Source organism: Rhizobium cauense, assembly GCF_019511525.1.
GTDB classification, from domain to species: domain Bacteria; phylum Pseudomonadota; class Alphaproteobacteria; order Rhizobiales; family Rhizobiaceae; genus Rhizobium; species Rhizobium cauense.
Window position 1 is genome coordinate 65,758 of record NZ_JAEUAT010000020.1, and the last position, 23,313, is coordinate 89,070.

The following is a 23,313-nucleotide window of genomic DNA, read 5'->3' on the forward strand; positions in this document are numbered from 1 at the left end:
AACCCGTCTGGCACAGGGATCAAAATTCCAAGAAGGTGGATCTAGAGCATTGAGACTATTGAGGTTTAGCGACGCGAACGCCCGACGGCGCGCCTCACTAGGCGGTTGATCTCATTGATGATGTCAATGATGTCTTCAAAGAAGTCATACAAGCAGGAACTTTTGCGAGCCGGTGTGGTTCGGGCACCATTGGACAGGTAAACGTCAGCAACAATGGGGTCTTCATGGCAAAGATTTTGGTGACCGGTGGATGCGGCTTTATAGGCCGACACGTCACGGAAGAGCTGCTGGACCATGGTTATAGCGTTCGCATCCTCGATGCCATGATCGAACAGGTCCACGCGGGCTCGGACGTTCCGGTGCCTGGTTCGGCAGAGGTCGTGCGTGGAGACGTTCGAGATAAGGCGCTGGTAGAAGAGGCGCTCCAGAATGTCGACGGCGTGATTCATTTGGCAGCCGAGGTTGGCGTTGGGCAGTCGATGTATGAGATCGCGCGCTACGTCGGCGGCAACGACCTCGGAACGGCTGTGCTCTTGGAAGCTATGATCGGCAGGAATATAAAAAGAATTGTCGTGGCTTCATCCATGAGCGTCTATGGCGAAGGACGATATCAAAGAAAAGATGGCACGTCTCTTGATCTCGTGCGACGTGGCGCGGCTCAGATCAAGGCCGGCCGATGGGATGCGACTGGACCTGATGGAGAGGACCTTGTTGCCGTCCCGACTGACGAGGACAAGCCTGTTGATCTCGCTTCAATCTATGCCCTCACCAAATATTCGCAGGAAAGGCAGGTCCTTTTATTTGGTGAAGCTTATGGCGTCGAAGCTGTGGCGCTCCGTCTGTTCAATGTCTTCGGTGCGGGCCAGGCTTTGTCCAATCCCTATACGGGCGTCCTTGCTAATTTTGCTTCGCGCCTTGCGAATGGCCAGCCTCCGATGATCTTCGAAGACGGTCGACAGCGCCGTGATTTCGTTCACGTCCGTGACGTTGCCCGCGGTTTTCGCCTGGCGCTCGAAAAGCCTGCGGCGTCCGGCCATGTGATCAACGTAGGAAGCGGTCAAGCCTATACGATCACGCAAGTTGCTACGTTGCTCGCCGACGCTATGGCCGTTCCAAACATCGCTCCCGACATAATGAATAGAGCTCGCTCAGGCGATATCAGAAACTGCTTCGCAGATATCGCGAAAGCACGCGAGCTTCTGGGCTTTGAGCCGCAGCATCGTCTCGAAAATTCACTCGGTCCCTTTGCGCACTGGGTGCGAACGACTGGTGCGATCGACCGCGGCGCGGAAATGAAGCGGCAATTGGAAGATCGGGGATTGGTATCATGAGTTCATCCGCTTCAGCCGGCGCACAATGGACGAAAAGGTCTTATGGTTTCGTGGAGTGGTTTCGGCCCGGCGAGTACGACCGCGCCGAGCAGCTTCTTCCCGACATTCTGGCAAGTGGTGCGACCTACCTTCGAACCCATCTGTCTTGGGCGGAGTACCTCGCTCCGGGTGGTTCAGAATGGTTTGATTGGCTGATTCCCCGTCTGGGGAGGGATATCGACCTCCTGCCTTGCATCCATTACACGCCGCCGTCCATGTCGCGAACCGGACGCGCCTCCGGTGCTCCTCGTGAGCTAAAGGCCTACGCCGATTTCGTCGATCATGTCCTGACGCGTTATGGCCGGAGCTTTAGCCACATCGAGCTTTGGAACGAACCAAATAATCTTCTCGATTGGGATTGGCGCGACGACGCCGATTTTCTCCTGTTTTCGGAAATGGTGGGCGGGGCTGCGTACTGGGCGAAGCACCGTGGCTTCAAACCCGTTCTCGGTGGGCCATGCCCCTTCGATCCATACTGGTTGAACCTCATGGGTGAGCGGGGAGTGCTTGGCGTCGTCGACGCTGTGGGCTTCCACGGCTTCCCAGGGACCTGGGACAGCGAGGAAGGGACTTGGGGTGGCTGGGACATGCATCTGGGCGAGATGCGTAAGATATTGGACCGCTTCAATCCGCAGGCGCAGATATGGATAACCGAAACAGGCTACTCCACCTGGCGCAGCGACGAAATGGAGCAGGCCCGGCGTTTTATGAAGGCGCTCAAGGTGAAGGCGGACAGGATGTACTGGTACTCCTGGCAGGACGTGGCGCCCGACGTGCCCGTGCAAGAAGGGCTGTGGTTCGATCCGCGTCATTATCACCTCGGCGCCGTCACCCATGATAACCAGCCGAAGCTTCTGGCTCGGTTGCTGCTTGAGGGCGGGGTCGAAAGGCTGGAGCGGGTCGCCAGTCTGGCAACACCCCATGTAGCAACCGGGGCCGCACCGATCGTCGTGACTGGGGGAAGCGGCTTTATCGGTTCCAATGTTGCCAGGAGCTACCTGGAGGATGGGGAGGATGTAATCATCCTCGACAATCTTGGACGCTCGGGTGTCGACCAGAACCTGGCGTGGCTCACGGAGCACTATGGGCCTCGTGTCCATCCGGTTTTGGCCGACGTAAGAGATCTACGCAGCATAGAAGCAGCGTTTGCCGACGCCAAAGCTGTTTTTCATTTCGCTGCTCAGACGGCTGTTACTGCCAGTCTCGTACACCCGATCGATGACTTCGAAACAAACGCCCGCGGTACCATCAATGTTCTCGAAGCGGTGCGCAAATCTGAAAAGAGAGCTCCGGTTATCTTCGCGAGCACCAACAAGGTTTACGGCGCTCTTGAGGATATCCAGATGCTGGAGATGGGAGATAGGTATGTCCCTTCAGACCGTAAAATCCGCGATTACGGGATTGGTGAAGACCGCCCCATCAATTTCTGCACGCCTTATGGCTGCTCCAAGGGTGTTGCCGATCAATATGTGCTGGACTACGCCAAATCCTTTGACCTGCCGGCAGCTGTTCTTCGAATGAGCTGTATCTACGGTCCGCGCCAATTCGGCACTGAGGACCAGGGCTGGGTGGCGCATTTCCTGATCAGAGCACTCCTTGGACAGAATATCTCCATCTACGGTAACGGCAAGCAGGTTAGGGACATCTTGCACGTGGACGATGCTGTGGCTGCCTACCGCGCTTTGCTCAGCTCAATCGGCAGCGTTAACGGCCGCGCATTCAATCTCGGTGGCGGACCGCACAACACTGTGAGCATCCTGAGCGTGTTACGTGAAATCGAAACGCTGATCGGTCGGCCGCTCCAAACGCAGTTCGGCGATTGGCGTCGAGGCGATCAATACTTCTTCGTCGCTGACACCCGAGGACTGGAAAAAGAGCTTGGCTGGAAGGCCGAGGTTCACTGGCGAAAAGGCATTCGGCACCTTGCGGATTGGCTCGTGCAAAACCGACTGGGTGACGGTTCGGTTGCTTTGGAAAAACAGAAGGTATTGGCATGAACCGGTCCAAGTCGCCAAGAGCAGCACGGGTGCTCATAACAGTCGATGCCGTTGGCGGCGTGTGGCGCTATGCAATGGATCTAGCTGCAGCGCTCGATCCCCTTGGCTTTACCTTTGTGTTTGCGGGCCTCGGGCCACAACCTTCTGCCAGGCAGATACAAGAGGCAAGCAAGCTAGGAACGCTGCGCTGGATTGATGAACCGCTTGACTGGATGGTTCAGCGCGAGAGTGAGCTGGCTGGTGTAGCTCCTCGGCTTGGGCAGCTTTGCCGGCAGGAGCATGTGGATCTTGTCCATCTCAACTTGCCATCGCAGGCCGATGGGCTGGTGACAGAGCGACCTGTGGCGGCAATGTCCCACTCTTGCGTTGCGACATGGTTTGCAGGCGTACGCAGGCAGGACCTTCCGCAGGATTGGCGGTGGCACAAGGCTCTCAATCGCCGCGGATTCGACCGGGCTGATATCGCATTGGCCCCGAGCCATAGCCACGCTGCGATGCTGCAGCATGCCTATGGTCAGATCAGGGGACTTCACGTGGTTTACAATTCCAGCCGCACGGCACCAGCAGCCAAGTCGAAGGACGATTTTGTCCTTGCCGCCGGGCGGTGGTGGGATGACGGCAAGAATGGTGGGGTTTTAGACGAGGCAGCTAAGGAGATCATCTGGCCTGTGATCATGGCTGGCGCAAACAACGGTCCTAACGGGCAGCACCTCATGATCAGGCATGCCAAACACCTCGGCGAGCAGGCTCATCAGGATATCTTGTCACTCATGCGACGTGCTGCGATATTCGTCTCGCCGTCCATCTACGAGCCATTCGGTCTCGCGCCTCTAGAGGCCGCGAGATCACATGCTGCTCTGGTGCTTGCAGACATCCCGACCTACCACGAGCTTTGGCGGGACGCAGCGATCTTTGCCGACCCGACCGACAGCACGGCCATTGCCGCAGCAGTGAACCAACTGGTCGAGGACCCGCAGTTGCGAGCCGAACTCGTTCTTAAGGCAGCAGAGCGGTCGCGCCGTTTTGATCCCGGTTCACAGGCCAGGGCAATGGCAGATCTTTATTCGGGACTGCTTCAGCGCGATCCGACGCGTTCAGCCGCGGAGTAATCATGAGGTTCGTCTTCTACACCCATTCACTTGTATCGGACTGGAACCACGGCAACGCACATTTCCTTCGCGGGATAATGCGTGACCTCATCCGCCGAGGTCATGAAGCGGTAGCTTTTGAACCAGTTGATGCCTGGAGCAGGAAAAATCTCCTTCAGGACCAGGGAGACGCAGCGCTGGCGGATTTCGCCACTGCATTCGCCGACCTTCGCGCGGAAGTCTATGGTCCCGACCATGATCACGAGGCCAGCCTAGCTCATGCCGATGTAGTGGTGGTTCATGAGTGGACCGATCCTGCGCTCGTTGCAGAGATAGGTCGGATAAGATCCAGTGGCGGCACCTTCACTCTCTTCTTCCATGATACGCACCATAGAGCCGTGTCCTCAGAGCGCGATATCGCGGCTTTGGAGCTGCAGAAGTACGATGGGATCCTCGCGTTTGGGGAGACACTCCGCCAGCGTTACCTCCGCGCGGGGTGGGGTGAAACGGTGTTCACCTGGCACGAGGCTGCAGATACCAGCATATTCAAGCCGATGCCGGACGTTCAGAAGACTGGTGATCTCATCTGGGTTGGCAACTGGGGCGACGATGAACGCTCCTCTGAACTCATGGAGTTCCTCATAAAGCCTGCCATGGACCTGCAGCTGCAGACATTGGTCCACGGGGTGCGCTATCCCGAGCACGCGTTGCGCGCGTTGAACGAGGCTGGCATCGCTTTTGGCGGCTGGATTGCCAATCGGCGTGTTCCCTACGCCTTTGCCCAGCACAAGGTGACTATACATGTCCCGCGCCGACCTTACGTCGAGAACCTGCCGGGCATACCGACCATCCGCCCGTTCGAAGCGTTGGCCTGCGGTATTCCGCTCATCTCGGCGCCATGGAATGACGCGGAGCACCTGTTCCGCACCGGCGAGGACTACCTGGTCGCTCGAAATGGAGAGGAAATGAAGGCGTGCCTTCGCGACATCCTCTCAGACCGCGATTTCGCCGCCTCGCTTGCGCGCTCCGGCCGGGATACCATTCTAGCCCGCCACACCTGTTCACATCGTGTGGATGAACTCCTCTCCATCCTCGCTGAGTGCGGCACTAAGCGTGTGACGGAAAACTTGTCTCTCGGGAGGTCGTCAAATCATGCTTAGGCCTTCCAACGATCATCCACATGTCACTGGGACAATCTTCAATCTGCGTAACGTATCAGCTCCTCTGTCAATCGATCATGGGTTCGTTCGTCTCTTACCTTCGCGTTGTCAACGCCTTGAAGCTGTCAACGCCGCGATGGGAGGTGTCGCTCCATGAAAATCGCATTCTATGGATCAAGCCTTGTTTCCGCCTACTGGAATGGTGCAGCAACATACTATCGCGGGCTGCTCCGGGCGCTTGCGGCAAAAGGTTATGATATCACCTTTTACGAGCCAAACGTCTTTGACCGGCAGAAGAACCGCGATATCGAGCCGCCGGAATGGTGCCAGGTCGTCGTTTACGAGGGTACGATACCAGCGATGAAGGCTGTCGCCTTGCGGGCAGCCGAAGCCGATATCGTCGTTAAGGCAAGCGGTGTCGGCTTTGAAGATGATCTACTCCTGGACCAGGTCTTGCTGGCTGCGAGACGTGGCGCGCTGAAGATCTTCTGGGATGTCGATGCTCCAGCCACGCTTGCGGAACTGCGTTCAGCACCCGAGCATCCATTGAGACGGGCTCTGGCCGCCATCGACCTTGTGCTGACTTATGGCGGTGGCGATCCCGTTGTGAACGCCTACCGCTCTTTGGGCGCACGCGATTGCATTCCAATATATAACGCCCTCGACCCCACAACCCATTATCCTGTCGATAAGGATGGACGTTTCGCCGCCGACCTTGGCTTTCTTGCCAATCGCCTGCCAGATCGTGAGGCTCGGGTCGAAAATTTCTTCCTGGAGCCGGCGAAAAAGCTTGCGAAGGCGAGGTTCATGCTCGGTGGTTCCGGCTGGCACGACAAACTGATGTCAGAAAACGTATCTTACATCGGGCACGTCTCCACTCGGGACCACAACGCATTCAACGCCACGCCGAAAGCAGTCCTCAACGTGTCACGCGAAAGCATGGCGCGGAATGGATATTCGCCGGCCACTCGAGTTTTCGAAGCTGCCGGTGCTGGCGCCTGTTTGATCACGGACCACTGGGAAGGGATCGAGCTGTTCCTTAGGCCTGGCGAGGAAGTCCTCGTTGCCCGAGACGGACAGGACGTGTCGGACATTCTGTCGGGCTTGACAGGTGAACGTGCGACGCAAATCGGGCTCAGGGCTTTGGAACGGGTACTTGCAGAGCACACCTACGAAAGCCGCTCGCTGAGCGTGGAGGCCATCTTCAAAGAGCACGCGGCAAAGCAGGTGGAGGGCGTCGGATGACGGATCGACTGAAAATCGTGTTCCTCGGCCTTTCGCTTTCGTCGTCCTGGGGTAATGGCCATGCGACCACGTTCCGATCTCTGATCCGGGGCCTGAGCGAGGAGGGCCACGACGTGCTGTTCCTTGAGCGCGACGTGCCATGGTATAAAAGTCACCGCGACCTGCCAGAGCCGGATTTTTGCCGACTTGAGTACTACTCGCGCGTAGAGCAGGTTACCAGCAAGTATGGGAAGGACCTCTGCTCCGCCGACGCTGTCATCATCGGCTCCTACGTCCCGGACGGCGTTGGTGTGATAGACGCGATCGAAGCGCTTTCACCGAGGCGCCTGTGCTTCTATGACATCGATACACCGGTAACCCTTGCCAAGCTGAACCGCGGCGACGAGGAATACATTTCGTTTCGCCAGATGCCCTTGTTCGACGCTTACTTTTCCTTTTCAGGCGGTGAAGTGCTCGAGCGGCTGGAGCAGGACTATGGAGTACGACGGGCAAATGCGCTCTACTGCTCTGTGGATGCCAGTCGCTATTTTGCCACCGGCGAAACCTTTACCTGGGACCTCGGCTACATCGGTACCTACAGTTCGGACCGCCAGCCGGTGCTGGAAAAACTGCTGATCGAGCCTGCCCGCCGCCTTCCCAACTTGCGTTTCGTGGTCGCCGGTCCGCAATATCCAAGCGATATTGATTGGCCGGCTAACATTGATCGGATTGACCATTTACCCCCGCGCGAGCATTCAAGCTTCTATAGCCGTCAGCGCTTCACCTTGAATGTTACGCGCGCAGATATGGTAGAGGCAGGCTGGTCACCCAGCGTACGTTTGTTCGAAGCTGCCGCGTGCGGCACTCCGATCATCAGCGATGATTGGCGCGGACTCGGGGATCTTTTGCCCGAGGGGAAAGCCATCGTTGTCGCACGACAGTCAGATGACGTGGTCAAAGCGGTGACCGGAATAGATGAGACCGAACGCAGGATCATGGCCGAGCGGGCAAAGGCAATCGTGCTCGCCGGCCACACCGGTCGGGCGCGCGCTCGAGGCTTGGCAACTGCCATCAATGCGCTTTCGACGGGCGCAATGGCCCGCCGACCGATTTCAGCATGAGGAGAAAGTGCATGCTCCAGAAAACCGGAAACGGAAAAAGTCAGGCCGTCCTTGTCGCGGGAGGCGCCGGCTTCGTGGGATCCCACCTGTGTGATGCGCTCCTGGCCCGCGGAAAAAGGGTGGTTTGCGTCGACAGCTATATAACCGGATCCGTAGAAAATGTCAGGCCGCTGATGAACCACCCGAACTTTCGCCTGATCGAACAGGATATCTGTGATCTGGCCGAGATGAATGAGCCGCTCCATCAGATCTACAACCTCGCCTGTGCCGCCTCTCCGCCGCAGTATCAAGCCGATCCTATTCACACCATGATGACGTGCGTTGCGGGCACCGGCAACTTGCTGAAGCTTGCCGAGGAGCACGGTGCCTCCTTTCTGCAGGCTTCTACAAGCGAAGTCTATGGCGACCCGGCTGAGCACCCCCAGCGGGAGGACTATCGTGGCAATGTCAGTTGCACCGGCCCGCGCGCTTGCTATGACGAAGGAAAGCGGGCCGCTGAGGCACTTTGTTTCGACATGTTGAGGGCAGGAGCGGTAAGCGCGCGCGTAGCGCGCATATTCAACACCTATGGTCCCAGGATGCAGCCGAGCGATGGACGCATTATCTCAAACCTGCTGGTCCAGGCAATTTCAGGTGAACCCTTGACGATTTACGGGACAGGCGAGCAAACCCGTTCTTTCTGTTTCGTCAGTGATCTCGTTAGCGGTTTGATGTCGCTGATGGATATTGAACCCAATCCGGGCATGCCCGTTAATCTTGGAAATCCCGGCGAGTTCACCATCAATGAGCTGGCAGAGATGGTATTGGCCATCGTACCGACTGCATCCAAAATTGTTTACCGACCTCTTCCCCAAGACGACCCCCAGCGCCGGCGTCCAGATATCCTGCGCGCCAGAGAACTTTTGGGGTGGGAGCCGAAGGTCCCGCTTGCCGAGGGTCTGCAGCAGACGGCTGCGTGGTTTTCAGCTGCGCTTGCTCCTCATGAGACGCATGCAATACCTGCCTCATCCACCCCAACCGGTTCAGCCGGCGAAATCCGCGGGTCGGTGTGACATGGAAGCGATGGCTGACAGCAAAAAGGTCGCGCTACAAAGACAGGTCGCGGAGCTCGGACCATGGTTTCACAACCTCGATATCTGCGGTGTGCAGACGGCGCCCCACCACTTTCTGGGCGACTACCCGAACTTCAAGTGGCAAGGCTTCAAGCACGCCATCCCGGAGGATCTTGAAGGCCGAAGTGTCCTGGACGTGGGCTGCAACGCAGGTTTCTATACACTTGAGATGAAGCGGCGTAACGCTGGTCGCGTTGTCGGCATCGACGCCGATGGCCATTATCTTCGCCAGGCTCGCTTTGCCGCTGATCAGTCAGGTCTCAACGTCGAGCTTCGGCAAATGTCGGTCTATGACGTGGGCAGGTTGCGGGAAAAGTTCGATCTCGTGATCTTCATGGGCGTCTTCTACCATTTGCGCCATCCGCTCTTGGCTCTCGATCTTCTCCACGAGCATGTGGTGGGCGACCAGTTGCTGTTTCAGTGTCTTCAGCGCGGCGACGAGACCATTCCCGACTTGCAGGAAAATTATGATTTCTCGGAATGGTCGGTCTTTGACCGGCCAAACTATCCCAGTCTTTTTTTCATCGAGGACCGCTACGCGTCCGATCCTACGAATTGGTTCATACCAAATAAGTCGGCCATGGAGGCAATGCTCCGTTCGTCGGGATTCGTTATTGACGTTAACCCGGAGCGGGAGGTTTATTTGTGCCATCGCGGTCAGAGACACTATGCCGTAGAGCCGCCACCGCAAGTCTGCTAGGGCCCGAACCGAACACGAGCCAACCCGATGCGAAGGCCACCCACGGCTCAAAATTCCAGCCGATCAGGCTGCTTTGGAGCGCCTCGCTCACCCGCGATATGAGAGGGAGTGACTTGTGAGTTTAAAACCATGGCACGTGAAATCATCGACCCAAGTCCACAAGGATCGATGGCTGAATGTTCGGGCTGACGAGTGTGTCACCGAGGAAGGCCATGTCATTGCACCTTACTACGTCCTTTCCTATCCCGACTGGGTTCACGTTATAGCGCTGGATGAAAGCAACCAAATTCTCATGATCGAGCAGTATCGGCATGGACTTGGCGTTATGTCGCTGGAAGTGCCGGGAGGCGGATTGGACGAAGGGGAAACACCGATAGAGGCAGCGAAGCGTGAATTGTTGGAGGAGACCGGCTTTGAAGCAGAAACCTGGAGCTACTGCGGGATGCTAGCGCCAAATCCAGCTATCCAAACCAATCGCAGCCATATCGTGCTTGCCACGAACGCCACGCAAAAACGCGCTCCAAGCGATGATCCCAGTGAGCGCGTCCTTCTAAAGCGGTTCTCGGTGGCGGATGTTACGAGAACAGCTTTGGACGGCGGCGTATGCCAAGCGCTTCACACCTCGGCCCTTTTGATTGCACTGGAATATGGCGGGTTCATCACCGTTTCTGCCAGGCCGCAATCCACATAACCGGCGGTTTCCCGTTACCAAAGACTGTGTCGGAGACAAGAAAAGCCAAAGCCAAGCTCGGTCAGGTCACGGAGGCGCTGGCCTACCACACTGATGGTCATCGCTCTCTCCTTTGCCAGATTCCTCCCGCTGATCAAACCCGTTGACGGCAGTGCCCAAAACGCAACCTTCGGCGGAGATCTGAGTTAGAGCTCAGGAGAGGCTCGGATGACAAACAGAGATATCGTCGTGATCGGTGGTTCAGCGGGTTCTATCAAACCGCTAACGTCCGTCCTTGGACGGCTTCCGACGGACCTCAAGGCTGCGGTCATTGTCGTCATACATGTTCCATCCGGAAGTCTCGGTGTCTATAGTGCGGTCGCGTCTGGTTGTCCTCTTCCCGTCATCATGGCACAGGACGGCATGCCTATAGAGCGATCGAGGGTTTATATCGCCCCACCCAATCATCATCTGCTTCTGCTCGATGGCCATTTCAAGTTGGGCAACGGGCCGAGGGAAAATCTTGCACGACCGGCTATCGACCCGATGTTCCGGTCTGCAGCGCTGACTGCCGGTTCCCGGGTGATTGGCTTGATCTTGAGTGGCATGTTGAACGACGGCGCATCCGGGCTTGCTACTATCAAACGATGCGGTGGCATCGCCCTTGTCCAGGCGCCGAATATTGCGGCATCTCCTGCCATGCCGATTGCAGCATTGGAAGCAACACCTGTGGATCTGAGCGGCGCAGAAGAGGATATCGCCCTCGCAATCACCAGGTTGGTGGGCGAAGAGGCGGGCCCCCCAGTCGCCACACCACCTGAATTGCGCCTCGAGGTTGAAATTGCTGCTGGTGCCGCTTCCACAGTCGACACGATCGAGAAGCTGGGGCATCCCATCGCGCTCACCTGTCCGGATTGCGGCGGCGTGATGTCGGAGATAGACGAAGCGCGCCCCCTGCGGTTTCGTTGCCAGGTCGGCCATGCTTACACCGGCAAGGCCTTGTTATCACAGCAGCAGGACGTCGTCGACGAAGCCATGCGCGTCGCCTTGCGCATCATAGAGGAACGCGCAGAACTGGTCTCCCGCATGGCACGCGACGCTGATGTCTCCGGTCGAAACGGGATGGCCGAGACCTACGCACAACGTGCCGACGAATACAGGGCCCAGGCTGAGGTCCTGCGACAGGCCCTTGTCCAGCTTATGGAGCTGAAGTCGCAGGGACTGAACGAAACCGATATCGCGGCTCATGAAGCGCGGGCCGAGCTTGAACAGTCCGTGAGTGACGTTCATCCCTGCAACCCTCCCTTCTGCCCCCATCCTTCTCGCCCTTAAGTAGTACCTCGTTTGGGTTTGACGAACCTTGTATTTAGTCGATACTGAGGGTGCAGGATTGAGGTGAGCAAGCGTGATGACCGACGACGATTTTCTTATTCCTGCTAGCCGAAAGCATGTTCCTGTCTGCGCCATCGGTGCGTCGGCTGGCGGCGTAGCCGCGCTGCAGGATCTTTTTCGCAACCTGCCTTCCGATCTCGGACTGGCTTACGTGATCATCCTTCATCTGTCTCCGGATGAACCGAGTGCGTTGAGCGAGGTGCTGGCGCAACATACAAGAATGCCAGTGCGACCAATAGAGGCGTCTCCCACACTCAGAGCCAATTGTGTGTATGTCATTCCGCCAGATCGCGAACTTGTAGTCGACGGAGACAACGTTACCGCCCGTCCCTTCACCGAGCCACGGGCGAAGAGAGCGCCTATCGACATGTTTTTTCGCTCCATTGCTGCCGCTCGCGGGGACGGGATCGCGATGGTCCTATCAGGAGCCGGTTCGGACGGCGCCTTGGGAGTAACCGCCGTAAAGGAAGCTGGCGGTGTCATAATGGTTCAAGACCCGTCGGAAGCTGCTTTTCCGTCGATGCCGCAAAGCGCCATTGAGACAGGCGCGGTCGATTTCATTGCGCCGCTTGCTCGATTGGCAGAGCATCTGATCGAAGTAGCCCACAGCAAAGAGGCGGTTCGCTCTCTTGACATGATCGGAGCCGCAAACGATTTGCGCCGCATTGTCGCACTTTTAAGGACGCGCACGGGCCACGATTTTTCCGGCTACAAGCGCGCCACCGTGATGCGCCGCGTCATCAGGCGAATGCAGGTGTGTCGGAAAGATACCCTCGCTGACTATGCGGATTACCTGCTGACGACCCCAGAGGAAGCGCAGAACCTGTTCTCCGATCTGCTGATCTCGGTTACAACCTTCTTCCGGGATGAGCATGCCTTTGAGGCCATGGCGCGACAGGTCATGAAGCCGCTTGTCGACGTCGCCGACCGGCAGACAGAGGAAAGTATTCGCATCTGGGTCGTCGGGTGTGCGACGGGTGAGGAGGCTTATTCCGTTGCGATCCTGCTACACGAGGAGATGTCGCGACAGAAAATGAAGATCCCCTTTCAGATCTTCGCCACAGACCTCGACGAAGAGGCACTAACGACTGCAAGAGAGGGACGCTATCCACGAGCAATCGAGGCTGACGTTTCCCAGGAACGGTTAGCCAGGTTCTTCATTGACGACGGGACACATTTTCGCGTGCGCAAGGAGTTGCGGGAAAGTGTCTTGTTCGCAAAGCACAGCATCCTGAAAGAGCCACCCTTCATGCGGCTTGATGTAATTTCCTGCCGTAATCTGCTGATCTATCTTGAGCGCAGTCTTCAGGCGCAGGTGTGCTCGATCTTCCACTACGGCCTCAAACCTGGTCGATATCTGTTTTTGGGCTCCGCGGAAACGGCCGATGTCGCGACCGATCTGTTTGCGCCCGTTGACCGTCAGGCGCGCATTTACAGCGCGCGACCGCAATCAAGCCACCTTCTGCCGATCCTTCCGCAGTTCGCCGCGCCCGAGCAGGTCAGTCATACTGAGCGCTCAGCTTCGGTGGGTACGGAACGCGCAGCCCTCCCGGCAGCCTTGCACGTCGCCGCGCTCGAACACAACGCGCCAGCAAGCGCCCTCGTCGACGATGGGCAAAACATTATTCATCTCTCACCGACCGCTGGACGCTTCATTTTCCATTCTGCCGGGCCAATTTCCAGACTTCTGCCAGCAGTTGTCAGGCCCGAACTGCGTCTTGATCTGCGCCTGGCCCTGTCGCGCGCCATTGATCAGGGCGAACCGACCACCACCTTGCCGACGGTTGTCACCTTCGATCAACAAAGGCGGCGCATCTCGATGAATGTGACGCCCGTTACGAATGAAGCGCAAAGGGCAACGCAGGCTCTAATTTTTTTCCTTGATGGTGGCGAGGTTCAGGACGGAGAGGAACCCGATGTTGTTCCTGAAGCCAGACCCGACGAGGTGCGGCGTCTCTACGCAGAGCTAAAAGCTGCACAGGAGGCGCTGCTCGTAAGTCGAACCGGCCAAGAGTCCTCAATGCAGGAGCTTCGCGCTGCCAACGAAGAGCTGCAGTCAATGAACGAGGAATATCGCTCAACCGCCGAGGAACTGGAGACTTCGAAGGAAGAGCTTCAGTCCATCAACGAGGAGCTGCATACAGTCAACGCCGAGCTGAAGAGCAAGCTCGAGAGCATATCAGCCGCCCACAGCGATCTACAGAATCTATCGGCTGCGACCGAGATCGGTACGCTTTTCCTCGATGCGGACATGCGCATCAAGATGTTCACCTCGCCGGTCGCTGAGCTCTTCAATATCACGCGGCACGACATCGGTCGGGCGATCACTGACTTCACTCATCAGCTTAACTACGACGACATTCAAGAGGATGCAGGCAAGGTCCTGAAGGACTTAATTCCAATTGAGCGCGAGGTGGGAAGCAGGCGCGGCCAGCGCTACGCGATGCGTCTGCGACCATACCGGACGGTCGAAGATCGCATCGATGGGACTGTGGTCACATTCGTCGACATTTCCGAACGCGCTCGCGTCGAAGCAGCGCTGCGGGAGAGCGAGGAGCGTCTTCGTCAGTTCGGAGAGGCGTCGCAAGATATATTGTGGATCCGCGATGCCGAAACTCTCCAGTGGGAATATCTCACTCCCGCCTTCGAAGCGATCTATGGTCTTGATCGCGAAGCTGCCCTTCGCGGTGACAATATGGTGGGTTGGCTGGAGCTTATCGTTCCGGAGGACCGCGAACGTGCCGCCGCCAACCTGCAACGTGTGCGAGAAGGTGAATGGGTCACATTCGAGTACCGCATTCAGCGGCCGGCCGACGGCGCTATTCGATGGTTGCGCAACACCGACTTCCCAATCAAGGACGATGCCGGGCGTGTCGTCCACATTGGCGGCATTGGCCACGACGTCACCGAGATCAAGGAAACTGAGCAGGCACTTGCCGCGGCCGAACAACGCCAACGCGCTCTTCTGGAGGGCATTCCGCAGCTAGTCTGGCGCGCAGTCGATGGAGGGAACTGGACTTGGGCGAGCCCGCAATGGACGGAGTATACCGGCCAGCGCGAAGAAGACAGTCATGGCTTCGGGTGGCTTGAGCCTGTGCATGCTGATGATCGCGACAGGGCAAAGACGAGTTGGTCCGAAGCTCTCGAAACGGGCGGGTTCGAGGTCGAATACCGCATCCGCCATGCTGGCACGAGCACCTATCGCTGGTTTCACACCCGCGCCACGCCGGTGCGGAACTCGCAAGGCACGATTGTTGAATGGCTCGGCACGTCAACTGACGTTGACGATATACGTGGCCTTCACAAGAGACAGGAAGTGCTGGTTGCCGAGCTTCAGCACAGGACGCGCAATCTCATGGGCGTTATCCGTTCAGTAGCTGATAACACCGCTCAAAGAAGCATCGATCTTGGTGACTTCAAGAGGCGTTTCAATGATCGTCTGGAGGCGCTCGCCCGAGTTCAAGGTCTACTGTCGCGCCTGAATGAGCATGACCGCGTCACCTTCGATGAGCTCATCAAAGGTGAACTTGGAGCGATGGATGGTGCCGTTGATCGTGTCCTGCTTGAAGGTCCCGAGGGGATTCGGTTGCGGTCATCGACCGTCCAGACGCTTGCGATGGCGCTCCATGAGCTGGCAACCAACGCCGTCAAATACGGCGCTCTCAGCCAGAGCAGCGGCGAACTCGCCGTTCGGTGGGCGTTGCAGCACTCGGACGGGAGCGATCAGCCGTGGCTGCACATCGATTGGCAGGAGAGGGGCGTCTCGATGCCGCCAGCAGACGCACCGCCAGCTGGAACCGGCCAAGGTCGCGAGCTGATCGAAAACGCCTTGCCTTATCAGCTCAAGGCCAAAACTACCTTCGCGCTCGGTACAGACGGCGTGCGCTGCACGATTTTGATCCCAGTCTCCACCAGCGCGAGCTCGCACGGCGAGGACGGTAGCAGGCACGACGGATCGGCCTCGGTCTGAACGCGGGCAGCCTCAGGCCAGCGGGGGGAGTTTTTGAAATCAGGCGGTGGGCGATGCCCACAGGGTAGCTCTGAGGTCAGGTTGCAGAGAGAGTTCGTAGGAGTGCTTGGCTATGTTTTTTCCCTCGGAACGATGCTGATATTGCCGCTTACCTCGAGGATTGCGAACTTTATGTCTGCAACTTTCTGGATTCCTTCTTGGCTGCGGGCGGCTTCCATGACGTCCTCGTGATCGAGGCGGCATCCGCGTAGTGCCCGCTCGTCGTAGCTCCCGTCGGTTACAAGCACGGTCGGAACTCCGTCTATCACATGCGCTGCCTTTGGTGACCATCGCTTAACGTAGGACAAGGCAATATCCGTCGTAAACAGCGTCAAGATCAGAAGTATGGCGTTTGTTATGGAGAAATCCTCGCCGAGCATAGCCTGTTGGGTTGTCTCTGAAATGACGAGAACGATCACAAGATCGAAAGGTGTCATCTGAGCCAGCGTGCGCCGGCCAGAGAGCCTGATGATGACCAGGAGCGTGAAGTAGATCGCGAAACCGCGAATGACAGCGTCCATGCTTTTCCCTCCCTACGGCAACACAAGGATAGAGCGTTCGACAACCTCGCCTTCGAAGCCGAAAGTCATCCTTTGAAGCCCAGGCTTTTGTGTCTGCAGGCGCAGCGTCACTCTTGTAGGTTTGGATTGTCCGCCGGGAAAAACATAACCCGTAAGCCCATCCCTGACCAGCGTGACCTTCTGTGGCGGCTCGATCCTCTCGACAGAGAGTGCGTCGAAGAAGCGGCTGTCCACAAAGAAGATGTGATCTCCTGATGAGGAAGCGAACGTGAGTTTCAGATCATCAGGTGCATTCCAGCGGGTTATGAAAGGATAGTCAATTTGCCCCCCTCGAGACTGGATGCTCGCCCGAGATAGGAAGCCACCGCGACCGAAAGCTCCAAGAAGACATGCGACGAGGATCACCGCAAAGATCGCCCACGCGATACGCTGGGCGAACCACATTCTGCGCTGAAAAGGGCCGTGATCCTCAACACCCTCTGGGAGAGGGGATTGTTTTACGCTCATTCGCTTCAGCGCCTAAACATTCGGCCTATTGCGATGAGGATGCAGGCCCCTACGAAACCGGCAATCAAGTAGCCAAGCCAACCACCAAGGACAATGCCGAAGATCGAAAGAATTGCATTGGCAACGATAGCTCCGACGATGCCAAGGAGAATATTCATGATGACGCCCATATTGGACTTCATAAATTGCTCAGCTAGCCACCCTGCGATACCTCCGATGATGATCGCGGCGATCCAGCCGATACCTGCCTGTTCCATGTGTCATCTCCTGATCAAGTCATTGACGATGAAGATGAACTAGCGTCAGATCAGGGATCGTCAATGTCCAGCGACCAGGCTGAGACGACCAGGAACAGCTCTAGAGGTTCCCTTTCACCTCGCGATCTGCCGAGGGATCTAATACCGCCTCGAGCAGGAAGAGCTGCGATTGATCGCCAGACCTGGCAAAGCACGTATTCAGCTGACAGCAAATCCCGTTCGTCATGAGCAGGGCGCGTAGGACCCCGTGAATTGCAACAACTCTATGCAAACCTGAGGCGATGACTGCGTTTCGAAAGCATAGAATGAGCTCGCTGCGCGTGTCATAGGAAAGGAAGGCTCTGCCAGCGCCACTGGCGATCGGTTCGCCCGGTTTAGCTACGAGGTCTTCCCGCTGAAGACATGTGGACGGCTCTTGCATCCACCAGAGCCAGTCAGATTCTACTTTTCGCGCAAAGTTTGGTCGCCACTGGCAATGCGTAACTTGCGGAGTCGCATGTTCTTCTCCTCGCGGACGCGACGTTCTTCTTCAGCCGCGTCGGCCGCGACCTTGTTCGTGTGTTCGAAGGCAGCCGCGCGTTGTTGCACTGTCAGGGTCCTTTTGAGCCTGCTCACCATAACTGATCATCCTTGGGTGTTTCGCTCTATATGGTTGGACCGGGAAACTCCTTCAATGTCGTGCATATTAGAGTCCGCTAGCGTACTGGCTGCGGTACGTCGTTGGCGAACGAAGACCAACATCCCATCTAAGGTCTGCACCCCTACCGCGTAATCCCCGGGTACAGAGGTCCGCCGGCGGCAGCGTCATGGCGGGTTCGGCGTGAGAGCGCTACTCCCGTCAAAGTGTCGGGCGCGACCTGGAACAGTTTTGCTTAGGAAGACTATGGGCGCCGAAGAACACCTTATAATCTGTCTCCATGGCATCGGCGCCTCCGGGACCCAACTCATGCCGCTTGCGAACTCCTGGCGCAGCAGCATGCCAAACACCCGCTTCGCCACACCGGATGCGCCGATGCATCACTGGAGAGGTCGTCAGTGGTTTTCTACTGAGGGCAATCCGCTCGACCAGGCGTGTATCCAAACCGCGCGCGAAGCATTCGATGCGTTGATCAAGAAGATCGTCGACGTCCAAGGGTTTTCCAATGCTCATGACAGGGTCGCCTTCGTTGGGGTTTCCCAGGGAGCGATTGTTGCGCTCGATGCAGTAGCCTCCGGACGATGGAAGGTTGGCGCTCTCGTATCCTTCGCTGGCCTTCTTCCACCCCAGCAGATCTCGGCCGCGTACAGACAAACGTCGATCCTTCTCGTACACGGGCAGGACGATGCGACAATCCCTGCTGCCGCCTCGACGCTTGCGGCAGCTCAACTACAGGCCGCGGGCTTTAGCGTAGAGCTAAGCGTCGAGCCTGGGGTGGGGCACACGGTATCGGCTTCAGGCGCTGGAAGGGCGCTCGCCTTTTTAAAACGGACGCTCGAGAAGTAGCATGTCGTCGCCATATGCGGTCCCGGCCCTCGCGATCGGGGCCTTGAGCGTCGGTGGACGCTCTCATAACGTGCGATCGAATGGCTTTTCCGGGACCACGCAAACCTCCAGCCGTTGCACGGTGTACCCGCGCAAGATCCTCCGGAATCTTTTTGCTCCATGCCTGATGTCTCTCTGGAACCTTTTCCACGACGATCGGTTCGCCTCGACAGGAAAGGAGCCCTCATGAGTAACGCCAGCGACAAGTCAACCAACGCACCGGCCCCCACGCCGACGTGGAAGCCGAGCCCGCCGGAAATGGAACTGGAGCCGATCCCTTTGCCGGATCAGTCGGATGGATCCGACACCGAACAAACGGAGCGGCCGCCGGCTCGGAGCGGCCAGTCCGATAATGCCGGGAAGCCCGACAAGGACCGAGCGAGCTGACAGGCGGGTCCTCCTTTCGAAGGGCACGCTCCGGAGTAGACGCATCGCGCCGCGAGCTGGCTTGCGCACGGCTGTCTCTCAGTGCAGGAAGCTGAAACGGCAAGCCCAGCGGATCACATTCCATGTCCTTGATCCAAAAGTAGTGGAGACATTCCTGAGCGTCGCCTGCCAGTGGAGCGAAGAAGGCGAGACGGCGGCCAATAGGCAATGCTGACGAGATCGCTCGGATCCAAAACGCGAAAGCACTAACGACACATCGCCCGAGCCGCCCGCGGTGGTGAAAGGCTGGGATGGGCTCCACGATGCAGTCGGCTTTTGCGCAAGAACGCAGCAGCGGTTTTTAACGGGTGGGCGGCTGCACTCGAGCCGCCACCCGGTTCTACTCAAGCCACGTCTGGCAGCCCGCTGATCAGCTTGTCCAACGTAACAGGATAGTGCCTCACCCTCACGCCGGTGGCGTTGAAGATCGCGTTCGCGACGGCCGCGGAAACGCCACAGAGACCCAATTCTCCTACACCCTTAGCCTTCAAAGGGGATGACATCGGGTCCGCCTCGTCCATGAAGATGACCTCCTGATGAGGGATGTCGGCATGCACCGGAACTTCATACCCAGCGAGGTCATGGTTGACGAAGAAGCCGCGACGCGTATCGACCGCCAGTTCTTCGGACAACGCTCCGCCTACCCCCATGGTCATCGCTCCGATCACCTGACTGCGGGCTGTGATTGGGTTTAGGATACGACCAGCCGCGCACACGGCGAGCATTCGCCGGATTCGAGTTTCCCCGGTGGCTATGTCCACGCCCACTTCGACGAAATGTGCGCCAAAGGTGGATTGTTGATGGGTCTCGCTCAAGTCGCCCCACTCCATGCCGTCCTCCCCCGAAAGACCGTCCGGACCTGCAGCGTCCGCAAGCGCTACCGAACGATTGCCGGACCGCACCTGGCCGTTCTCAAAGACGACGTCGTCGGTGTTGAACCCGAGCTTCTGAGCGATAGCCTCGCGAAGTTTGACGCAGGCCGCATAGACCCCCGAGGTGGAACAGTTCGCACCAAATTGTCCACCGGAACCCGCAGAAACGGGAAAACGGGAATCTCCGAGTTGTACAGCGACCCGATCAACCGGCAGTCCAAGCATTTCAGCCGCGGTCTGCGCAATGATTGTGTAGCTGCCAGTCCCGATGTCCGTCATATCGGTTTCCACCGTGACGGTGCCATCTTGTCCCAGACGTACACGTGCGGCGGATGGTAAAAGCAGGTTGTTTCGGAACGCGGCCGCCACACCCAAACCGATGAGCCAGTTCCCTTCCCGCCGCAAACCGGGCTTACCGCGCTTGCTCCAACCGAAACGCTCCGCACCAAGCTTGAGACATCCGACAAGGTTCCTCTGCGAGAAGGGGCGCTCGGGTTTTTCCGGGTCGACCTGAGTGTCATTGAGAATGCGGAACTCTACAGGATCAATTCCGAGTTTCTCGGCCATCTCATCAATAGCAATTTCAAGCGCCATCAGGCCGGGGGCTTCACCTGGAGCCCGCATAGCATTGCCTTCCGGCAAATGCAGGGTCGCCAACCGCATGGCGGTCATCCGATTTTGTCCCGCATATAGCAAACGTGTCTGGTTTACCGCGGTCTCCAGCTGACCGCCAGGCTGGTCGCCCGACCAGCTTTCATGAGCGATTGCCGTTATCTTCCCATCACGGCCCGCGCCAATTCGAATGCGTTGGATCGTGGCTGGACGGTGTGTCGTATTGTTCGAAATGAAAGGCCGTGGAAGCGCTACCTTAACCGGTCTACCCGCAGCCTTCGCTCCAAAAGCAGCAAGCACGGCATCAGCTCTCAGAAATAGCTTTCCGCCAAATCCACCGCCGATAAACGGCGACATGAGATGAATGTCGTCTTTGTCGATACCGAGGGTCGTGGCAAGGTCGGACCGCCACCAGTCGATCATTTGGCTGGACGTCCAAACAGTCAGCTTTTCATTATCCCAGGCCGCAATGGATGCATGGGGCTCCATCATGGAATGCGATTGATCCGGCGTAGCGTAATTCTCGTCCAAGGTCACTTGTGCGGCTTTGAACGCGCCGTCGAAATCGCCAACGGCAGTATCAGGCTGCTGTTTCTCGTCCGGCTTAACCGCCGTGTCCTTGGCGGCCTTCAGATCGAAACTGCCGTCCGAGACTTCGTAGTCGATCTTGATCAGGGAGGCTGCGGCGCGGGCCTGCTCAAACGTCTCGGCAACCACGACAGCGACCGCCTGATGGTAATGCTGAACTTCATCACCGCCAAACAGGTTTGCCGTGTTGAATTTTCCCTTTTCGCGTTTCCCAACGTCTAGCGCAGTTACAACGCTGATTACGCCTGGAGCCTTTTTCGCCTTGCTTGAGTCGATTGAGCGGATACGACCCTTCGCGATCGAGGCTCCTAGTGGATACCCGTAAGCGTAAGGAATGTTTGGGTCGTGCCATTCGTAAGCGTACATCGCCCGTCCAGTTGTCTTGAGCTGGCCGTCGATACGGGGGATGGGCTGTCCAACGACCTTCATCTGATCAATTGGGTTTTGGGTAGCAGGTTTGTCGAATTTCATCGTTGTTATCCCCTTGCCTCGGCAATCACCGCGCCAAGCGTCCTCTCGACGAGGTCGATCTTGAAGCGGTTCTGCTCGGTAGGACGTGCCTCAGCGAGTGCTTCGCTGGCCGCAGCTCTCGCGCCATCTTTTAGCTTCTCATCGCCAGGCGGCGTCCGCCATGGCTTATGAGCCACACCCCCGACGGCGAATTGGCCTGTCCCATCTGGTTGGATGACCGCCCCTATCGACACGAGCGCAAACGCATAGGAAGCCCGATCTCGTACCTTGCGGTAGATGTGCTTGCCTCCGATTGGAGGTGGCAAGGCGACTGCCGTAATGAACTCACCCTGCTCGAGCGTTGTCTCGATGTGTGGTGTATCTCCCGGAAGTCGATGAAAATCCGCGATCGGTATCGAGCGCGTGCTGCCGTCAGCCTTTACGGTTTCCACCGTCGCGTCGAGTGCTCGAAGGGCAATGGCCATGTCACTTGGATGGGTGGCGATGCAGGAGTCGCTGCTGCCGACCACCGCGTGCTGACGTGAGAAGCCGCCGATCGCTGAGCATCCACTTCCCGGCTGTCGCTTGTTGCACGGCTGGTTGGTGTCATAGAAGTACGGACAGCGGGTCCGTTGCAGAAGGTTGCCTGCCGTGGTCGCCTTGTTTCGCAGCTGACCGGACGCGCCAGCTACCAAAGCGCGGGTGAGAAGGCCGTAATCGCGCCGAACTGTCTCATGACTGGCGAGGTCGGTGTTGCGAACCAGTGCGCCAATCCGAAGGCCGCCATTGGGCGTTGCTTCTACTTTATCCAGGCCGACACCATTGACATCAATGAGGTGTGTTGGCCGCTCGATTTCCAACTTCATCAGGTCTAGAAGGTTGGTGCCACCTGCGATAAATTTTGCCTCGGGGTTTGCTGCGGCAGCTTTGGCCGCTGCCTCGACAGTCGAGACTCGCTCGCAAGTAAACGCTCTCATGCCTGAATCCCCGCGACTTCCGAAATGGCATCAAGGATGTTCGAGTAAGCGCCGCAGCGACAGATATTGCCGCTCATCCGCTCTCTGATCTCCGACTTGTTCAATTCAGCCTGTGCCGAGAGGTCGGTAGTGACGTGGCTCGGGATATTGGACTTGATTTCCTCGAGGACCGCCAGGGAGGAACAAATTTGTCCTGGCGTACAGTACCCGCACTGGAAACCGTCGTGTTTGACGAACGCGGCCTGCATGGGGTGCAAGTCCCCCGGCTGGCCGAGCCCTTCGATTGTCGTGATGTCGCCACCCTCGTGCATAACCGCAAGAGTGAGACAGGAATTGATGCGACGTCCGTCCACCATTACGGTGCACGCCCCACATTGACCGTGGTCGCAGCCTTTCTTTGTGCCGGTGAGATGGAGGTGCTCACGCAATGCGTCGAGTAACGTCGTTCGGTTGTCGACCTCCATATCTCGCATCTTGCCATTTACACTAAAGGAGACACTCGTCTTAAATTCCATTTCTTTCCTCGCGGACTGTGCCGCTGCTCCTCGCGCAGCGACTCCCGTGACCGCAATTGTTGCAGCCGAAGACACAAGTAAGTCCCGGCGTGAAAGTTCCAGATGTGAATGATTTCTCATCTCCAGCTCCATTGTTGCTGATGGCCTGGCGCATTTCGAGAAACGCCATTTGCGGACGTAGGGCTGCGCGACAAGAAGATCAGGTGTGCGTCTGAGCTGACTC

General features: G+C 57.7%; 19 protein-coding genes. 13 read left to right on the top strand and 6 right to left on the bottom strand.

Annotated features, from left to right (window positions below; translation table 11 throughout):
- Positions 1–224 precede the first annotated feature (224 nt).
- The 11 genes from JNB88_RS27465 (at position 225) to JNB88_RS27515 (ending at position 15,804) form a co-directional block, all read left to right on the top strand.
- Positions 225–1,331: an NAD-dependent epimerase/dehydratase family protein gene (locus tag JNB88_RS27465; protein WP_220358212.1), complete on the top strand. Its 1,107-nt coding sequence runs from the start codon at positions 225–227 to the stop codon at positions 1,329–1,331.
- Complete coding sequence (locus JNB88_RS27470; protein ID WP_220358213.1) at positions 1,328–3,367, top strand: NAD-dependent epimerase/dehydratase family protein; 2,040 nt, start codon at positions 1,328–1,330, stop codon at positions 3,365–3,367. Before JNB88_RS27465 ends, JNB88_RS27470 begins: the two co-directional genes overlap by 4 nt.
- Positions 3,364–4,476, top strand: a complete 1,113-nt coding sequence (locus JNB88_RS27475; RefSeq protein ID WP_220358214.1) for a glycosyltransferase family 4 protein — start codon at positions 3,364–3,366, stop codon at positions 4,474–4,476. Before JNB88_RS27470 ends, JNB88_RS27475 begins: the two co-directional genes overlap by 4 nt.
- 2 nt (positions 4,477–4,478) lie before the next feature.
- On the top strand, positions 4,479–5,615 hold the full coding sequence (locus JNB88_RS27480; protein ID WP_220358215.1) for a CgeB family protein: 1,137 nt from the start codon (positions 4,479–4,481) through the stop codon (positions 5,613–5,615).
- A gap of 153 nt (positions 5,616–5,768) precedes the next feature.
- Entirely contained in the window at positions 5,769–6,860 is a 1,092-nt protein-coding gene (locus JNB88_RS27485) for a CgeB family protein (RefSeq protein ID WP_220358216.1), read from the top strand.
- A complete protein-coding gene (locus JNB88_RS27490; protein ID WP_220358217.1) occupies positions 6,857–7,960 on the top strand; it encodes a CgeB family protein in 1,104 nt (367 codons plus the stop codon). Before JNB88_RS27485 ends, JNB88_RS27490 begins: the two co-directional genes overlap by 4 nt.
- An 11-nt stretch (positions 7,961–7,971) precedes the next feature.
- Positions 7,972–9,012 carry a UDP-glucuronic acid decarboxylase family protein gene (locus JNB88_RS27495; protein WP_220358218.1) on the top strand — a complete coding sequence of 347 codons (1,041 nt, stop codon included), beginning with the start codon at positions 7,972–7,974 and terminating at the stop codon, positions 9,010–9,012.
- A gap of 10 nt (positions 9,013–9,022) precedes the next feature.
- Complete coding sequence (locus tag JNB88_RS27500) at positions 9,023–9,772, top strand: TIGR04290 family methyltransferase (protein WP_420832221.1); 750 nt, start codon at positions 9,023–9,025, stop codon at positions 9,770–9,772.
- 136 nt (positions 9,773–9,908) lie between these two features.
- Positions 9,909–10,463: an NUDIX hydrolase gene (locus JNB88_RS27505; RefSeq protein ID WP_338111051.1), complete on the top strand. Its 555-nt coding sequence runs from the start codon at positions 9,909–9,911 to the stop codon at positions 10,461–10,463.
- Positions 10,464–10,670: 207 nt separating this feature from the next.
- Positions 10,671–11,774, top strand: coding sequence for a chemotaxis protein CheB (locus JNB88_RS27510; protein ID WP_220358221.1), 1,104 nt, complete (start codon positions 10,671–10,673; stop codon positions 11,772–11,774).
- A 76-nt stretch (positions 11,775–11,850) separates the two neighbouring features.
- On the top strand, positions 11,851–15,804 hold the full coding sequence (locus JNB88_RS27515; protein ID WP_220358222.1) for a chemotaxis protein CheB: 3,954 nt from the start codon (positions 11,851–11,853) through the stop codon (positions 15,802–15,804).
- Between the two features lie 110 nt (positions 15,805–15,914).
- On the opposite strand, the gene JNB88_RS27520 is transcribed toward JNB88_RS27515, so the two are convergent.
- From JNB88_RS27520 to JNB88_RS27530, 3 genes are read right to left on the bottom strand one after another with little or no spacing between them, the layout of a single operon-like run.
- Positions 15,915–16,364, bottom strand: coding sequence for a DUF421 domain-containing protein (locus tag JNB88_RS27520; RefSeq protein WP_220358223.1), 450 nt, complete (start codon positions 16,362–16,364; stop codon positions 15,915–15,917).
- A 12-nt stretch (positions 16,365–16,376) separates the two neighbouring features.
- Positions 16,377–16,871 carry a hypothetical protein gene (locus JNB88_RS27525; protein ID WP_220358224.1) on the bottom strand — a complete coding sequence of 165 codons (495 nt, stop codon included), beginning with the start codon at positions 16,869–16,871 and terminating at the stop codon, positions 16,377–16,379.
- Between the two features lie 5 nt (positions 16,872–16,876).
- On the bottom strand, positions 16,877–17,128 hold the full coding sequence (locus JNB88_RS27530) for a GlsB/YeaQ/YmgE family stress response membrane protein (RefSeq protein WP_220358225.1): 252 nt from the start codon (positions 17,126–17,128) through the stop codon (positions 16,877–16,879).
- 883 nt (positions 17,129–18,011) lie between these two features.
- On the opposite strand from JNB88_RS27530, the gene JNB88_RS27535 reads away from it, so the two are divergent.
- Both JNB88_RS27535 and JNB88_RS27540 read left to right on the top strand, forming a co-directional pair.
- Positions 18,012–18,611 carry an alpha/beta hydrolase gene (locus JNB88_RS27535; protein ID WP_220358226.1) on the top strand — a complete coding sequence of 200 codons (600 nt, stop codon included), beginning with the start codon at positions 18,012–18,014 and terminating at the stop codon, positions 18,609–18,611.
- A 225-nt stretch (positions 18,612–18,836) separates the two neighbouring features.
- A complete protein-coding gene (locus JNB88_RS27540; protein ID WP_220358276.1) occupies positions 18,837–19,037 on the top strand; it encodes a hypothetical protein in 201 nt (66 codons plus the stop codon).
- A gap of 383 nt (positions 19,038–19,420) precedes the next feature.
- On the opposite strand, the gene paoC is transcribed toward JNB88_RS27540, so the two are convergent.
- From paoC to paoA, 3 genes are read right to left on the bottom strand one after another with little or no spacing between them, the layout of a single operon-like run.
- Entirely contained in the window at positions 19,421–21,619 is a 2,199-nt protein-coding gene (gene paoC / locus JNB88_RS27545; protein ID WP_220358227.1) for an aldehyde oxidoreductase molybdenum-binding subunit PaoC, read from the bottom strand.
- Positions 21,620–21,624: 5 nt separating this feature from the next.
- Positions 21,625–22,575: an FAD binding domain-containing protein gene (locus JNB88_RS27550; RefSeq protein WP_220358228.1), complete on the bottom strand. Its 951-nt coding sequence runs from the start codon at positions 22,573–22,575 to the stop codon at positions 21,625–21,627.
- Entirely contained in the window at positions 22,572–23,210 is a 639-nt protein-coding gene (gene paoA, locus JNB88_RS27555; protein ID WP_420832222.1) for an aldehyde dehydrogenase iron-sulfur subunit PaoA, read from the bottom strand. The genes JNB88_RS27550 and paoA overlap by 4 nt, the downstream gene beginning before the upstream one ends.
- Positions 23,211–23,313 lie beyond the last annotated feature (103 nt).